14 protein-coding genes are annotated in these 16,233 nt (G+C 65.3%); 6 read left to right on the top strand and 8 right to left on the bottom strand.

Annotation, left to right across the window (positions count from 1 at the left end):
* The first annotated feature begins 275 nt into the window (after positions 1–275).
* From CO669_RS19845 to CO669_RS19825, 5 genes are read left to right on the top strand one after another with little or no spacing between them, the layout of a single operon-like run.
* Complete coding sequence (locus tag CO669_RS19845; RefSeq protein WP_097661649.1) at positions 276–1,874, top strand: ABC transporter substrate-binding protein; 1,599 nt, start codon at positions 276–278, stop codon at positions 1,872–1,874.
* A gap of 40 nt (positions 1,875–1,914) precedes the next feature.
* Entirely contained in the window at positions 1,915–2,862 is a 948-nt protein-coding gene (locus CO669_RS19840) for an ABC transporter permease (protein WP_097661616.1), read from the top strand.
* 9 nt (positions 2,863–2,871) lie between these two features.
* Positions 2,872–3,765, top strand: coding sequence for an ABC transporter permease (locus tag CO669_RS19835; RefSeq protein ID WP_097661615.1), 894 nt, complete (start codon positions 2,872–2,874; stop codon positions 3,763–3,765).
* Positions 3,765–4,772: an ABC transporter ATP-binding protein gene (locus CO669_RS19830; protein ID WP_097661614.1), complete on the top strand. Its 1,008-nt coding sequence runs from the start codon at positions 3,765–3,767 to the stop codon at positions 4,770–4,772. The genes CO669_RS19835 and CO669_RS19830 overlap by 1 nt, the downstream gene beginning before the upstream one ends.
* Positions 4,769–5,770 (top strand): ABC transporter ATP-binding protein, encoded by a 1,002-nt coding sequence (locus tag CO669_RS19825; RefSeq protein ID WP_097661613.1) that lies wholly within the window; start codon positions 4,769–4,771, stop codon positions 5,768–5,770. Before CO669_RS19830 ends, CO669_RS19825 begins: the two co-directional genes overlap by 4 nt.
* Here CO669_RS19825 and CO669_RS19820 read toward each other — a convergent pair.
* The gene (locus CO669_RS19820) at positions 5,727–6,536 is read right to left on the bottom strand and encodes a hypothetical protein (RefSeq protein WP_097661612.1); all 810 of its coding nucleotides are present in this window, start codon (positions 6,534–6,536) and stop codon (positions 5,727–5,729) included. The genes CO669_RS19825 and CO669_RS19820 overlap by 44 nt on opposite strands.
* Positions 6,537–6,830: 294 nt before the next feature.
* Here CO669_RS19820 and CO669_RS19815 point away from each other — a divergent pair, with 294 nt between their 5' ends.
* Positions 6,831–7,199 carry a hypothetical protein gene (locus CO669_RS19815; protein ID WP_245444389.1) on the top strand — a complete coding sequence of 123 codons (369 nt, stop codon included), beginning with the start codon at positions 6,831–6,833 and terminating at the stop codon, positions 7,197–7,199.
* A gap of 4 nt (positions 7,200–7,203) precedes the next feature.
* Here the strand turns inward: CO669_RS19815 and CO669_RS19810 are convergent, their stop codons facing one another.
* From CO669_RS19810 to CO669_RS19780, 7 genes are all read right to left on the bottom strand, one after another.
* Positions 7,204–9,192, bottom strand: coding sequence for an acetyl/propionyl/methylcrotonyl-CoA carboxylase subunit alpha (locus CO669_RS19810; RefSeq protein ID WP_097661611.1), 1,989 nt, complete (start codon positions 9,190–9,192; stop codon positions 7,204–7,206).
* Positions 9,189–10,805, bottom strand: coding sequence for an acyl-CoA carboxylase subunit beta (locus CO669_RS19805; protein ID WP_097661647.1), 1,617 nt, complete (start codon positions 10,803–10,805; stop codon positions 9,189–9,191). Before CO669_RS19805 ends, CO669_RS19810 begins: the two co-directional genes overlap by 4 nt.
* 102 nt (positions 10,806–10,907) lie before the next feature.
* The gene (locus CO669_RS19800; protein WP_097661610.1) at positions 10,908–11,774 is read right to left on the bottom strand and encodes a beta-keto acid cleavage family enzyme; all 867 of its coding nucleotides are present in this window, start codon (positions 11,772–11,774) and stop codon (positions 10,908–10,910) included.
* A 232-nt stretch (positions 11,775–12,006) separates the two neighbouring features.
* Positions 12,007–12,807 (bottom strand): helix-turn-helix domain-containing protein, encoded by an 801-nt coding sequence (locus tag CO669_RS19795; protein ID WP_097661609.1) that lies wholly within the window; start codon positions 12,805–12,807, stop codon positions 12,007–12,009.
* Positions 12,808–13,013: 206 nt separating this feature from the next.
* Positions 13,014–13,670 carry a glutathione S-transferase family protein gene (locus tag CO669_RS19790; RefSeq protein ID WP_097661608.1) on the bottom strand — a complete coding sequence of 219 codons (657 nt, stop codon included), beginning with the start codon at positions 13,668–13,670 and terminating at the stop codon, positions 13,014–13,016.
* Positions 13,670–14,833 (bottom strand): acyl-CoA dehydrogenase family protein, encoded by a 1,164-nt coding sequence (locus CO669_RS19785; RefSeq protein WP_097661607.1) that lies wholly within the window; start codon positions 14,831–14,833, stop codon positions 13,670–13,672. Before CO669_RS19785 ends, CO669_RS19790 begins: the two co-directional genes overlap by 1 nt.
* Before the next feature lie 115 nt (positions 14,834–14,948).
* Positions 14,949–16,085: an acyl-CoA dehydrogenase family protein gene (locus tag CO669_RS19780; RefSeq protein ID WP_097661606.1), complete on the bottom strand. Its 1,137-nt coding sequence runs from the start codon at positions 16,083–16,085 to the stop codon at positions 14,949–14,951.
* Between the last annotated feature and the right edge of the window lie 148 nt (positions 16,086–16,233).

Genomic DNA, 16,233 nt, shown 5'->3' with positions numbered 1-16,233 from the left:
AACTCCTCCCTGTCGCTATGGATCCCGGATCGGCGCGCGCTTGAGGCGCGCTTGTCCGGGACGACAGCGGAATTTGTTGATGCGACCGCGCGCAACGTCAGCGCAGGGACCATCTCTTCGCACTGCACTCTCACATTGTGGGATGATCAAACCCTGCGGCCTTCCGTCATCCGAATTGTCGAGGCGGCATGTGGCCTTAGCGGTTGCCTCGCTCGACTTGCGTGCTATCGTCAGCTCAAACAGGCCGCAAAGGCCGATGTCCAGGGAGGATGAGCATGCGGAGCGTGTGGGCGCTCGCCGCAATGGCGGCGCTATCTGTGCTGACGGCCTCAACCGCCACGCTCGCCGGCGAGCCCAAGCAGGGCGGCGTCCTGCGAATGTATCACCGCGACAGTCCGGCCAACGCGTCCATCCTCGAAGGCGCCACCTATTCGGTCAACGTGCCGTTCATGGGGGTCTTCAACAATCTCGTCATCTATGACCAGCACATCGCGCAGAACAGCCCCGATACGCTCCGGCCCGAGCTCGCCGAAAGCTGGTCCTGGAGCAGCGACAACAAGAAGCTGACGTTCAAGCTGCGCCAGGGTGTCAAATGGCACGACGGAAAGCCGTTCACGTCGGCCGACGTCAAATGCTCCTTCGACCTCCTGATGGGCAAGTCGCAGCAGAAGCTGCGGCAGAATCCGCGCAAGGCCTGGTACAGCGAAGTCGACGAGATCACAACGAGCGGCGATCTCGAGGTGTCCTTCAACCTGAAGCGGCCGCAGCCTTCGCTGCTGGCGATGCTCGCGTCCGGCTATACGCCGGTCTATCCCTGTCATGTCTCGCCGGCGGACATGCGCACCCATCCGATCGGGACCGGCCCCTTCAAGTTCGTCGAGTTCAAGGCCAATGAATCGATCAAGCTGACGCGGAATCCGGACTATTGGAAGAAGGGCCTGCCCCATCTCGACGGCATCGAGTACACGATCATTCCGAACCGCTCGACCGCGATTCTCGCTTTCGTCGCCGGCAAGTTCGACATGACCTTCCCGACGCACATCACGATCCCGCTCCTGAAGGACATCAAGTCGCAGGCGCCGAACGCGACCTGCGTCGTCGAGCCGACCAACGTGTCGACCAACATCATCGTCAATTCGACTTCGGCGCCGTTCGACAACATCGATATCCGCCGGGCGGTGGCACTTGCACTCGACCGCAAGGCCTTCATCGACATCCTGTTCGAAGGCCAGGCCGATATCGGCGGCACCATGCTGCCGCCACCTCAGGGCATCTGGGGCATGCCCAAGGACAAGCTGGCGACCATTCCCGGCTATGGCCCGGACGTGAAAGCGAACCGCGAGGAGGCGAAGAAGCTGATGCAGAAGGCCGGTTACGGCCCCGACAAGCATCTTGCCGTGAAGGTCTCGACGCGCAACCTCGCGGAATATCGCGACCCCGCCGTGATCCTGATCGACCAGCTCAAGAGCATCTATATCGACGGCGAGCTCGACGTCGTGGAGACCGCGAACTGGTTCCCGAAAGTGGCGCGCAAGGACTACATGCTCGGCCTCAACCTGACCGGCAATTCCGTCGACGATCCCGACCAGTCGTTCTACGAGAACTATTCCTGCGGCTCGGAGCGGAACTACACCAATTACTGCAACAGGGAGATCGAGAAGCTGTTCGACGTGCAGTCGCAGGAGATCGACCTTGCCAAGCGCAAGCCGCTGGTGTGGGAGATCGACAAGAAGCTGCAGGAGGATGTCGCCCGTCCCATCATCTTCCACGCGCGGGCCGGCACGTGCTGGCAACCCTATGTCAAAGGCGTCACGATCATGTCGAACAGCTCCTATAACGGCTTCCGCTACGAGGATCTGTGGCTCGACAAGTAGCACGTCAGGCTGAAGACTAGCGGCTCGCGGAGGGCGAAGGATGCTTGCCTATCTGGTGCGACGCCTGTTCCTGATGCTCGTGACCCTGTTCGGGATCTCGGTCGTCATCTTCGTCCTGCTGCGCATCGTGCCCGGCAACATCGTCGACATCCTGTTCGCCGCCGCCGGCTATGTCGATCCCGCCGACAAGGCAAATCTGGAGAAGGAGCTCGGCATCGACCAGCCGCTGATCGTGCAATATTGGCACTGGATCAGCGGCTTTCTGCGCGGCGACTTCGGCTACTCCTACGTCTCCGAGAAGCCGGCGCTGCAGGAGATATTGCCGCGGATTCCGATCACGGCGCGGCTCGCAGGCCTCGCATTGTTGTTCTCGGCCTCGATCGGCATTCCCCTGGGCGTCATCAGCGCGGTGAAGCAAGGCACCAGGCTCGACTACGCCTTGCGCGTCGTCAGCCTCAGCGGCCTGTCGCTGCCCTCGTTCTGGCTCGGCCTGCTCATCCTCACCGCCTCCGTGGCGATGTTCGGCCAGATGCCGATCTTCAACCCGAATCCGCAGACCTGGCTGGAGGCGTTCGCAACCTACGCCGTACCGGCCGCCGCCGTCGGCTTCCGCAGCGCGGCGCTGACCATGCGCATCACCCGATCCTCGATGCTGGAAGTGCTGCGGCAGGATTACATCCGCACCGCGCGCGCCAAGGGCGCGTCCGAGACGTCCGTGAACTACCAGCACGCGCTGAAGAACGCGATCCTGCCCGTCATCACCGTGATCGGCATCGAGGCCGCCTTCCTGATCGGTGGCCTGATCGTCACCGAGACCGTGTTCAACATCCCCGGCGTCGCCCGCTTCCTGGTCGAGGCGATCCGCTGGCGCGACTATCCCATCGTGCAGAACCTCGTGATGCTGATTGCGGTCGTGGTGGTGAGCGCGAATTTCATCGTCGATATGCTCTACGCCGTGTTCGACCCGCGCATCCGGTATACCGACTAGGAGATCAGCTTGGCTGCGATCGACTACGATCTCGAACTGAGGCGGGCGGGCTCGCATGCCACCGGCGGCTGGAGGCGCGTGCTGTTCCTGGCGCAGCGGCATGTGCTGGGCGCCGCTGGCCTCGTCATCATGACCGTGTTCGTGTTTACGGCCATCTTCGCCGATTTCATCGCGCGCTATGATCCCTTGACGATCGATTCGGCGCGAGCACTCGCTCGCCCGAGCTGGGCCCACTGGATGGGGACAGACTCGTTCGGCCGCGACGTTTTCAGCCGCATCATCCACGGCGCGCGGATCTCGCTCGCGGTCGGGATCGGCTCGACCGCGCTCGGCGGCACGATCGGCATCATCGTCGGGCTCACGTCAGGCTATCTCGCCGGCTGGGTCGATCTCGTGTTCCAGCGCGTCTCCGACGTCCTCCAGGCGCTGCCGCTGCTGGTGCTGGCGCTGGTGATGACGGCGGCGCTCGGCCCGTCACTGCCGAACGTGATCATCGCGATTGCCATTCCGCTGATCCCGACGGTCGCGCGCGTCATTCGCGCCAACACGCTGGCGCTGCGCGAGCTTCCCTTCATCGAAGCCGCCAAGTCGATCGGCATGAGCGAGGTCCGCATCGCGCTTCGCCATGTGCTGCCGAACACGCTGGCACCGCTGATCGTGCTCGCGACCGCCCAGCTCGGCTCCACCATCCTGACCGAAGCCTCACTCTCCTTCCTTGGCCTCGGCATTCCCGAGCCCTATCCGTCGTGGGGCCGCATGCTCTCGGAGTCCGCCGCCGAATATGTCCGCACCGCGCCCTGGCTCGTGATCTTCCCGGGCATCGCGATCAGCCTCGCCGTGTTCGGCGCCAATCTGTTCGGCGACGCCCTGCGTGACATTCTCGATCCGAGGCAGCGCGGCTGATGGCTGACAAATCCGACCTCGTGCTCGATGTGAAGAACCTGCAGACGGTGTTCTTCACCAACTCAGGGCTGTTCAAGGCCGTCGACGACGTCTCCTTCACCGTGAAGCGTGGCGAGACGCTGGCGATCGTCGGCGAATCCGGCTGCGGCAAGAGCGTCACGGCGCTGTCGCTGATGCGGCTGGTGCCCGATCCGCCCGGTCGCATCGTCGGCGGCTCCGTCTCGCTCGAAGGCACCGACCTGCTGACGCTGGATGAAGCGGAGATGCGCGCGGTCAGGGGCAACCGCATCTCCATGATCTTCCAGGAGCCGATGACCTCGCTCAACCCCGTGATGCGGATCGGCGACCAGATCGTCGAGGCCGTGCGGCTGCACCGGAAGCTGTCGAGCAAGGAAGCCGGCGATGTCGCCGTCGAGATGCTGCGGCTGGTGCGCATCCCCGAGCCGGCGCGGCGGGCGCGCGAATATCCGCATCAGCTCTCCGGCGGCATGCGCCAGCGCGCGATGATCGCGATGGCGCTGGCCTGCCGGCCGGCGCTGTTGATCGCGGATGAGCCGACCACCGCGCTCGACGTCACCATCCAGGCGCAGATCCTGGCGCTGATCCTCGATCTCCAGAAGGAGCTCGGCACCGGGCTCGTGCTGATCACCCATGATCTCGGCGTTGTCGCCCAGACCGCGCAGCGCGTGATCGTGATGTATGCGGGACGGAAGGTCGAGGAGGCCAGCGTCGAAGCGCTGTTCGCGGCGCCCAAGCACCCCTATACGCGCGGGCTGATGGCCTCGATCCCCGCGGTCCCCGTCCCCGGCGTCGCCGCGCCGGCGCGGCTGAACGAAATACCCGGCACGGTGCCGTCGCTGGTGCGGCTGCCCAGGGGTTGCGCCTTCGCGCCGCGCTGCAAGCTCGCCATCAAGCGTTGCGAGGCCGAATATCCGCCGCTGGCGGATTGGGGAGGCGGCCATCTCGCCGCCTGCTGGCGCGCAGAAGAAGTCGCGGAGGTGGCATGACCGAGGTGCTGCTCGAAGTCACCGATCTCAAGAAACATTATCCGGTGCGCGCCGGCGTGCTGCGCCGGCAGGTCGGCATCGTGCACTCGGTCGACGGCGTCTCGTTCTCCCTTCATGCCGGCGAAACGCTCGGGCTCGTCGGCGAGTCCGGTTGCGGCAAGTCGACGGTGGCGCGCAGCGTGCTGCGGCTGGTCGAGCCGACCTCGGGGCAGATCCGCCTCGACGGGGAGGACATCACGCATCTCTCCAAGACGGCGCTGCGGCCGCATCGCCGCTCGATGCAGATCGTGTTCCAGGACCCGTTTGCCTCGCTCAATCCACGCATGACGGCCGGCGACATCGTCGGCGAGCCGCTCGCCGTGCACAGGCTTGCGAGCGGCAAGGAGCTGGAAGCGCGCGTCGCGAGGCTGTTCGAGCAAGTCGGCCTGCGCTCCGACCAGATGCGCAATTTCCCGCATCAGTTTTCCGGCGGCCAGCGCCAGCGCATCTGCATCGCGCGGGCCCTTGCGCTGGAGCCGCGCCTGATCGTCTGCGACGAGCCGGTGTCCGCGCTCGACGTCTCGATCCAGGCGCAGGTGATCAATCTGCTGATCGACCTGCAGCGGCAGCACGGCTTCTCCTATCTCTTCATCGCGCACGACCTCGCCGTGGTCGCCCATATCAGCCACCGCGTCGCCGTGATGTATCTCGGCCGCATCGTCGAGATCGCCGGCAAGGACGAGTTGTTCCGCAACCCCAGGCACCCCTATACGCAGGCCCTGCTCGCCTCGGTGCCGATCGCCAATCCGCTGGCGAAGAGGCTTACGCCGCTGGTCGACGGCGACGTGCCGAGCCCGGTCAATCCGCCGCCAGGCTGCGCGTTTCACACCCGCTGCCGGTTCGCGATGGAGCGATGCAAGACGGAGCGGCCGGCGCTGCAGGAGACGGGCGACGGGCATCAAGTAGCGTGCTTGCTCAGCGACGGAACGGGGCGGAGCCAGATGGCGCCAGCGACCTGATCACCGGCCACGCTGCGAGCGCAGCAGAGAGATGCTTGAGTGTGTGGCCCGAAACGATGTGCCCGGTCGCTTCGAAGATCATCGCGTCACCCAGCTCGAAGAGCTTGGCCAGCACGTAGAAGACAATCACGCCGCGGAGCGGCAGGCCGAGCGCATCGAGCCGGGGAGGCGTCAACGCCAGGCCCATGGCGAGCGCCATGCCACCAAACTGCACGGCCACCCACGGCGTGAGATTGTCGCGGGCCACCCAGGCAGCCAACAGGCCCGCGATCATCATCAGCACCAGCACCGCCTCGCCTGCGCGCAGGCTGATGCGCTCGCTGGCCGCGATGCCCAGGAATCCTGCGAACGCCACGGCCATGCCCAGACGATCGGCGATGAGCCGCTGCGGCACGTCGGGGTCGAGATGATAGAAGCCTGAGCCCAGGCAGGTGAGGATCAGCCCCACGAAGAACCAGCTTGCCCCGACGGGCGCGTCAACGCGGCCGCGCAGCCGCTCCGAGCCCCAGACGCCCATCGCGAGGAAGGCGAGATTGCTCAAGACGTCGCCGGCGTTGGGCACGCCGAGCCAGGCGCGGCCATCGACGAAGTGCGGGATGTGCCAGGCGGCGGCGGGCAGCGGGGGTGCCAGGAGCGCCGCCAGTGCCAGGACGACGAGGCCGCCGATCAGATATTTTTCACGGGCGGCCAGCGTGCCGACCGGGAGCCGGCGCGTGATGGAGGGAAGCGTGGCGGCATTCGCTTCGGCGGGGTCATCGGCGCGCATGGAAGGCTCCCAAATTGAACATTGTTCAATATCTATAGCCAGATATTGAACGTTGTTCAATATCGATTTTGACCGACCGCTCTCTGAGGCACGAATCCAATTGAAATTATTGGGAATTCCGGCCCCTTTGCGGGAAGCGGAGGCTCGGCGGAAAGATCTGCTTGTGAGTTCGCACACACGCGATCGATCCATTTGGTGTCAGGCTTGCTGTGCCATGATCGACGCGCTCTTCAACGGATGGATCCGGTGATGCCTCTATCCAAATTCCTGACCGGCCTGGTTGGCCTCCTTTTCATGTCAGCCAGTTGCACCGCCGCCCGCGCGGAGACGATCGACGTCTCCGACAATCACGGTGGATCGGTCGCGGCCTACAATGCGCGCTGGACCGAACTCGCGCGTCAGGGCGTGAACGTCCGCATCGTCGGCTCCTGCCAGTCCGCCTGCACCGTTCTGCTGGGCCGCATTCCCCGCAGCCGGATCTGCGTCACCCCGGAGGCGAGTTTCGGTTTCCATCTGGCGCACCGGGCTGACGCCACGACGACGCTGCGCCGTGCCTATTCGGCGGACATCACCTCCTGGATCAATGCCCATGGCGGCCTCACCCAGGACTTCATCTGGATGCGGGCGCCTGACATCTACCGCTATTTCAGGAAGTGTTCGTAGCCGCTCACGCGGCCGGCGCAGCAACACCGATCTCCGCCACGATCCTGCCTGTGGTGACCTGCTCGCCCTCGGCAACGTCGATCGCGGCGACCACGCCGTCGATGCCGGCCTTGTGGACGTGCTCCATCTTCATCGCTTCCAGCGTCAGCACCGGCTGACCGGCGGCGACGCGGTCGCCCGGCTTGACCAGAACCGCAACCACGCGGCCGTTCATGGCGGCGCGAACTTTGCCATCGCCGCCGTTGGCAGCGGCGGCCTTCGGCGCGGCAAGGGTGAGATCGGCAATCGCGAGCGAGAGGCCGCGGTGCTGCAGATAGAGCCGATCGCCATCGCGCAGGAACCTTGCACTATCCATCACGCCGTCATGGCGGAAGCGAATGGTGTCGGCGTCGAGCTGGTCGATCTCGAACCTGTCCTGGCGGCCGTCGGCAGCAACCGTGTAGCTGCCGTCGCGGTCGCGGGTGATTTCAAGCTCCAGCGTCCGGCCGGCGATCTCGATCTTCGCCGGCAGCGGGAACGTTGCCGACAGGCTCCGGCCAGTTTGCCAGGACGGCGCGCGCGGATTGGTGACGTAGAGCAGCAGGCCCGCCAGCGCCGTATCGAAATTCGCATCCGCCCGCGGCGCCAACAGCTCGTCGCGGTGCACACCGATGAAAGCGGTCGTCGCCTCGCCCTTGGCAAAGCCGGGATGACGCAGACACGACATCAGGAACGACTGATTGGTGGTCACGCCGAAGGCGGTGAGCTGCTCGAGGCCGACGATCAGCCGCCCCCTCGCCTCCTCGCGCGTCGCGCCATGGCTGATCACCTTGGCGATCATGGAATCGTAGAACGGGGGAATCTCCGAGCCCGATTGCAGCGCGTGCTCGACGCGGATGCCCTCCGGCACCTGCCAGCGTGCCACGCGGCCCGACTGCGGCATGAAATCCTGCGCGGCATCTTCCGAGCACAGCCGCACCTCGATGGCGTGGCCGGAGAATTTGATGTCCTGCTGCCTGACCGGCAACGCCTCGCCGCGCGCGACCCGCAACTGCAGTTCGACCAGATCGAGCCCGGTAATCGCCTCGGTCACGGGGTGCTCGACCTGGAGCCGCGTGTTCATCTCCATGAAGTAGAATTCGCCGCCGGCATCGAGCAGGAATTCCAGCGTGCCAGCGCCCTCGTAGCGCAGCGCTTTCACCGCCGCGACCGCGACCTCGCCCATTTTCGCGCGCAGCTCCGGCGTCACCGCGGGTGACGGCGCTTCCTCGATCAGCTTCTGGTGCCGCCGCTGCACGGAGCAATCGCGCTCGCCGAGGTGGATGGCGTTGCCGTGGCTGTCGCCGAACACCTGAATTTCGATGTGCCGCGGATTCTGGATGGCGCGCTCGAGGATCACGGTGGGATCGCCGAACGCGGCCTTGGCCTCCGAGCGCGCACTGCGCAGCGCATCCGCAAACGAAGCAGCATCCGTGACCAGCCGCATGCCGCGACCGCCGCCGCCCGCGACCGCCTTGATCATCACGGGGAAGCCGATCTTCCTGGCCTCCGCCAGCATGACCTCGTCGCTCTGGTCCGCGCCTTGATAGCCGGGCACGCAGGGAACGCCGGCCTTCTTCATGATCTCCTTGGCACCGGCCTTGTTGCCCATCGCCTCGATCGCCTGCGGCGACGGACCGATGAAGACGAGGCCGGCGTCCTTGCAGGCTTGCGCGAAGTCTTCGTTCTCGGCGAGGAAGCCGTAGCCGGGATGCACGGCGTCCGCCCCGCTGGCTTTCGCGGCTTCAATGATCGCGGGAATGTTGAGATAGGATTGCGCCGGCAAGGCTTCGCCGATGCGCACGGCCTGATCGGCTTGCCGCACATGGAGCGCATCGCGATCCGCGTCCGAATAGACCGCGACGACGCCAAGGCCGAGCTGCCGCGCGCTGCGCATGACGCGCAGTGCGATCTCGCCGCGGTTGGCGACCAGAACTTTGAAGAACGGGCGATGCTGCACTGATCCGTTCCTCATGGGCGGGCCACCGAAAACTGCATGCGCTGAGGTGTGCGCGCATCGCCCTCGCGGCAGATTGCGAGCACCTCGGACAGCACCGCGCGGGTGTCGCGTGGATCGATCACACCATCGTCGAGCACGCGCGCGCTGGTCGAGAACACATCCATCTGCCCATCGAACACGCCGATGATCTGCGCCTTCATGGCGTCCAGCTTGTCCTTCTCGATCGGCTTGCCGCGACGGGCGGCGGCGGCCTCGGTGACGATGGCCATGGTCTCGGCCGCCTGCTCGCCGCCCATCACCGCGGTCTTGGCGTTCGGCCATGAGAAGCAGAAGCGCGGATGGAAGCCGCGGCCGCACATGCCGTAATTGCCGGCGCCGAACGAGGCGCCGCAATAGATGGTGATCTGCGGCACCGTTGCCGAGGTCACCGCCTGGATCATCTTGGAACCGTGCTTGATCATGCCGGCTTCCTCATAGGCCTTGCCGACCATGTAGCCCGTGGTGTTGTTGAGATAGAGGATCGGCGTGCGGGTCTGGCAGCAGGCCTGGATGAAATGCGTCGCCTTGTTGGCGCCGGCGGGGTCGAGCGGCCCGTTGTTGGTGATGATGCCGATGGCCTGGCCCTCGATGCGGGCATGGCCGCAGACGGTGGCCGGGCCGTAATTCGGCGCCATCTCGGTGAAATCGGAATCATCGACGATGCGCGCGATCACCTGCTTCATGTCGACCGGGCGTTTGTGGTCCATCGGCATGATGCCGAGCAGTTCGTCCTGCTCGTAGCGTGGCGGCTTGAATTCCGGCGCCACCCGACCCGGCCGCTCCCATTGCATCGCCGCCATGATCTCGCGGGCGATGCGCAAGGCGTCGCGATCGTCCTCGGCGAGATAGTCGCCGAGGCCCGAAACCTGCGTGTGCATCTCGGCGCCGCCGAGCTCCTCCTCGGTCGCGATCTCGCCGGTCGCGGCCTTCAGTAGCGGCGGCCCGGCAAGGAAGGCGCGGGTACGGCCGCGCACCATGACGATGTAGTCGGACAGGCCGGTCTGGTAGGCACCGCCCGCAGTGGACGAGCCATGCGTGACGGTGACGACGGGAAGTCCGGCCGCCGAGAGTCGCGCCAGATTGCGAAAAATGTTGCCGCCGCGGACAAAGTCCTCGACGCGGTAGCGCAACAGATTGGCGCCGGCGCTCTCGACCAGTTGGACGTAAGGCAGCTTGTTCTCGAGCGCCAGCTCCTGCACCCGCAGCGTCTTGTCGAGGCCGAAAGGCTGCAGCGCGCCGGCATCGATGCCGGCGTCATTGGCGCTGACCATGCAGCGGATGCCCGAGACGAAGCCGATGCCGGCGATGACGCCGCCGCCCGGCACGCTCTTGTTCGCGTCCGGCACGTCGAACATGTAGCCGGCGAGCGTCGACAGCTCGATGAAGGGCGCACCGGGATCGAGCACCAGCGCCACGCGCTCGCGCGGCAGCAGCTGGCCGCGCTTGTGGAAGCGGTCCTTTGCCGCCGCCGACGCCGCCCGCGTGCGCTCTTCCAGCGCGCGCATGCGGTCGATCAAGCCGAGCATGCCGTCGCGGTTGGCGTGGTAGGCGGCACTGCCGGGGGAGATGGTGTTTTCGAGAATGGACACGTTCAACTTGCTCCGTCGTTCCGGGGCGATGCGACAGCATCGAACCCGGAACCTCGAGATTCCGGGTTCACGCTTCGCGTGCCCCGGAATGACAGGATGTGACTAGCGATTCGTCCCAAAGATCTTCCGCGCTTCGGCGGGGCTCGCGATCTCGCGACCGGCACGGCGCGCGCAGGCGGCGATGGCCTCGATCAGCTGGCCGTTCGACGTCACCTTCTTGCCATCGGCGAGATAGAAGGCGTCTTCGAGGCCGGTGCGCAGATGGCCGCCGAGCTCGGCGCAGCGCTGGTGCAGTGGCCAGATCTCTTCGCGGCCGATGGCGGTGACCTGAAACTGCGCTTCCGGCCGTTTCAGCTTGATCAGGATCGGCAGCAATTCAGGATCAGCGGGCATGCCGGAGGCGACGCCCATGACGAAATTGTATTCGAGGGGTCCTTTGTACATCCCGACCTGGTGGTACATGCCGACGCAGCGGACGATGCCGACGTCGAAGCACTCGAACTCCGGAATGGTACCGACGGCGTTCATGACGTCGAGATAGTCCTTCACCTTCTCGACGGCGTTGTCGAACATCATCGGCGGCCAGGCCCAGGTGTTGTCGGCCTTGACCTTCAGGTAATTCAGCGAGCCGGCGTTGCAGGCCGCGATCTCCGGCTTCGTTTCGCGAATGCAGTCGAGCGCGCCGGAATAGTTCGGCCCTGACACGCCGGAGGTGTGGTTGATGATGACGCCGGGGCAGGCCTCGCGGATCGCCTGCTGAATCTCCTTGCTGACCGCGACCTCCCAGGACGGCAGATGCCCCTTGCCCGGCGCCTGCTGGCGCAGATGGATGTGCATGACGGACGCACCGGCATCGAACGCAGACTTGGCCTCGCGCGCCATTTGCTCGGGCGTCACGGGCACGTTGTGCTGCTTGGGGTCGGTGAGCACGCCGTTCAGCGCGCAGGTGATGACGGCCTTGTCGCTCATGCCAAAAATGTCTCGCACGTTGAGAATTCAACGAACGCGATCATGTGATGCAGGGCATGCGGCTTCTTGCGCGGAGAAGCTGAAAAATGGGCAGGAATTCGTAGGGTGGGCAAAGCGACTTGTCCGCCGTAGCTCGAAGAGCGGAGGCGGAAGCGTGCCCACGTCTTTGCCAATTTCCGAAAGGTGGTGGGCACGGCGCAAGAGCGCCTTTGCCCACCCTACGGGAGCAGCGTTAACTCGCTTCCGCCAATCGTACCGTCTCGGTGCTGCGATAGATCGCAAGATCCCGCGAGCCGACGAAGATCGCGCGCGGCTTCAACCCGTAGAAACGGCGGATCGAGTGACTGAAATGGGTGGAGTCGGGATAGCCGATGTCCTGTGCGAGATGGGCGAGGTTGAGATCCTGGTTGGCGAAGTGCAGCAGATGCCGCGCACGCTTCCAGGCGCGGAAGGAGCGGAACGAGATGCCGGTCTCCTCCTTGAACAGATGCAGGAAGCGCGAGGCCGAGAGCCCGGCTTCGGCCGCGCAGGTGTCGGCCGTCACCGGCTCGCCGGAGAAACGCCCGATGCGCGCAACCGCGCGCATCACGCGCGGATCGAGCACGCGGCGCGGCAGCGCCTCGCCGAAGCACATCTCGTCGAACTCGGCGGTGGTGATGTCGCCGTAACGGCGCTGGCGCAGCAATGTGTAAGCGGCGAGGACTTTTCGGGCGTAGACGGCCTGATCGGGCCCGGTCAGCCGTGCGGCCAGGGCCTCGATCACGCCATCCGGCATGCTCTCGGGCTCGAGCGTCACGCTGATCGCGGTGCGATAGTCGCTGGCAATGGAATGCCGCTGGTTCGGCAGGGTGACGAACAGCTCGCCGGTGGCGAGGACGTCGTCGATGGTCAGGTGCAGATTGCCCTTCACCGCCACATAGACATGGCAACAGCCCGGGGTCCGCTTACGGGGGCGACCGAGCAGGCCCGCATAAAACACCCGCTCCGGTGTGATCAGCATCAGATGGTCGGATTCGCGACCGTTATATTCCATTGGGCTCCTCCTCGCGCGGCTCTCTGGCCGCTGCGGACGGAGGTCACCTTAGCGGAAATTTGGGCGCTGTCACGACGGGATAGCGCTGTCATGGACGCGCAAAAAAGCGCCGTTCCGGGACAACCGAAGGGCGGCCCGGAACCTCGCGCGACAACTTCGAGCTTCCGGGGGCGCATTATTGCGCGCTACCGGAATGACAGCATCCCTTACGCCCTCACACGCGGCGCAACATTCTGCTCGGCGCCGGCCTTCTGCTCCGCAGCAACGGCGCGCTTGAACCCGTCGCGCTGCTGCAAGCGCCCCCAATAGGCTGCGACATTTGGCCCGAAATCCTTGGCGAGGCCGATATTCTCGGCCAGCCGAAGTGCGTAGCCGATGACAATGTCGGCGGCGGTGAACCGACCGGCGCACAAGGTTTCAGCATTTGCGGTGGCTGCCTCGACGGCGCGCAGGCGGCCCAAGAACCATTTTGCGTAGTCGCCCGCGACCTGCGGATTGCGCCGCTCCTCCGGCTCGAGCTGGGTGTATCTGAGCACCAGCGTCTGCGGAAAGGTTAACGTGGCGTCGCTGAAATACATCCAGTTCAGGAACGCGCCGTAGGCGGGGTCCGCGACGTCCACCATCAAGGGCGTCGGAGCATATCTCGTGCCGAGGTAATGGCAGATGCCGGAGGACTCCGTCATCTTCGTCTCGCCGTCGACCATGAAGGGAATCGTGCCGAGCGGATTGATCGCCAGATATTCCTTGGCGAAGACCCGCGGCGGGAACGGCAGCATCTTCAGCTCATAGGGCAGCCCCATCTCCTCCAGCATCCAGAGTGGACGGAACGAGCGTGCGGCATCGCAATGATAGAGCGTGATCATCAGGAGCTTCCTTTGCTGCCGGGCAGCGTACCCATCATCTTGCACAGGACCATCAGCATGACCTCGTCGGCGCCGCCGCCGATCGAGGTCAGGCGGCTGTCGCGATAGGCCCGGCTGACCGGCGTCTCGTTGGTAAAGCCCATTCCGCCCCAATACTGCAAGCAGGCGTCGGTGAGCTCGCGTCCGAGCCGGCCGGCCTTCAGCTTGGCCATGGTGGCGAGCCGCGTCACGTCCTCGCCGGCGACCAGTTGCTCCGCGGCGCGATAGATCAGCGCGCGCAACAGCTCGACCTCGGTCTGCATCTCCGCGAGCTTGAAGTGCACGACCTGGTTGTCGAGGATGCTCTGGCCGAAGGCCTTCCGGTTGCGCGTGTATTCGATGGTCTGCGCGATGATGTACTCATGCGCCTTCAGGCAGGCTGCCGCGCCCCACAGCCGCTCCTCCTGGAATTGGATCATCTGATAGGTGAAGCCCTTGCCTTCCTCCCCGATCCGGTTGCGCTTGGGCACGCGGACATTGTCGAAGAAGATCTGCGCCGTATCCGACGAGCGCATGCCCATCTTGTCCAGCTTGCGCGCGATCGTGACGCCCTTGCTCTTCATGGGCACGCAGATCAGCGACTTGTTGCGGTGAATTGGTCCGTCGCCGGTGTTGGCGAGCAGGCAGATCCAGTCGGCCTGGGTGCCGTTGGTGATCCACATCTTGCCGCCGTCGATGACGTAATCGTCGCCATCGGAGCGCGCCTGCGTCTTGATCGAGGCGACGTCCGATCCGGCGCCGGGCTCGGAGACGCCGATGCAGGCGACGAAGTCGCCGGAGATCGAGGGCGCCAGGAATTCGCGCCGTACCTCGTCGGAGCCGAAGCGTGCGAGCGCCGGCGTTGCCATGTCGGTCTGCACCCCGATCGCCATCGGCACGCCGCCGCACGTGATGGCGCCCAGCTCCTCGGCCATCATCAGCGCATAGGAATAATCGAGGCCGGAGCCGCCGAATTCGACCGGCTTGTTCAGGCCGAGGAAGCCAAGGCTGCCCATCTTCTTGAACAGCTCGTGCGCCGGAAAAATGTCGGCCTTCTCCCAGTCATCGACATGAGGATTGATCTCGTTGGCGATGAATTTTTGCAAGCTGCGGCGGATGTCGTCGTGGTCGGCGGTGAATAGCATTCTTTCCTCTTCGTCATTCCGGGGCGGCGCACCGCGCCGAACCCGGAATCTCGATATGTCAGGACTCAGCTCCAGGTCCCGGGTTCGCGCTTCGCGCGCCCCGGGACGACGATTGTCACAACCCCATCTGCCGCGACGCCAGATCCTTCATGATCTCCTCGGTGCCGCCGCCGATGGCGTTGACCTTGACCTCGCGGTAGATGCGCTCGGCCTTGATGCCGCGCATGAAGCCGGCGCCACCGAAGATCTGAACGGCCTCCGAGGCACAGAACGCCATGGTCTGCGTCGCCTGATTCTTCATCATGCAGATCTCGGCGACCGGGCTCTCGCCCTGCTCGAGGCGCCAGGCCAGCATCTCCAGCATCGCCTGCGAGGCCGCCACCTTCTGCGCCATGTCGACGATCTTGTGCCTGATGACCTGGTGCTGGGCGAGCGGCTTGCCAAAGGTCTTGCGCTCCTTGGCATAGGCGATGGCCTCGTCGAGGCAGACCCGGGCGAAGCCGGTGCAGCCCGCCGCCATGCCCATGCGCTCGCTGTTGAAGTTCTGCATGATGATCTTGAAGCCCTGGCCCTCCTCGCCGATCAGGTTTTCGGCCGGCACGCGGCATTCGTCGAAATGCAGCGTCGCGGTGTCGGAGGCCCACCAGCCCATCTTCTTCAGTTTTGTCCGCGACAGGCCGGGCGTGTCGCCTTCGATCAGGAGCAGGCTGACACCGCCGGCGCCCTCGCCGCCCGTACGCACCGCAACGGTCAGATAATCGGCGCGGACGCCTGACGTGATGAAGGTCTTTTCGCCGCTCACGACGTAGTGATCCCCGTCGCGCCGCGCCCGGGTGCGGAGGTTTGCGACATCGGAGCCGCCGCCGGGCTCGGTGATCGCGAGCGCGGAGATCTTGTCGCCCGCCAACACCTGCGGCAGCACGCGGGCCTTCACCTCGGGGCGCGCGGCCCGCGCGATCGGCGGCGAGCCGATGGTGTGGCTCATCAGGCTGGCGCTGACGCCGCCGGCGCCGGCCCGCGCCAGCTCCTGGCTGGCCACGATCTTCATGAACTGGTCGGCGGCGATCCCGCCATATTCCTCGGGAAATCCCAGTCCCAACAGGCCGATCTCGGCCGCCTTGCGATAGAGCACGCGCGGGAATTCGCCGGCCTCGTCCCACTCATGGGCGAACGGGGTGATCTCCTTCTCGACGAAGCGGCGCATCACCTCGCGGAAGGCGTCATGCTCGGCGGTATAGAACGGGCTTCTCATCGCACTCTCGCCTCAAGGACGGATTCGTCGCCGCAACCATGGCTGGAACCTTGGCGGCTCACTTGCGCGGAGTGGCTGACTGGAGCGGAGGCCCCCGGTGCGGAAGCAGCCTAGCAACTCAACGCAAGACGATTTTCCCCGCACGCAG

Origin of the sequence: Bradyrhizobium sp. Y36 (assembly GCF_002531575.1) — a bacterium.
Lineage (GTDB): Bacteria > Pseudomonadota > Alphaproteobacteria > Rhizobiales > Xanthobacteraceae > Bradyrhizobium.
Note: the sequence above shows the minus strand (reverse complement) of the source record. Positions and strands in the feature narration are given on the sequence as shown.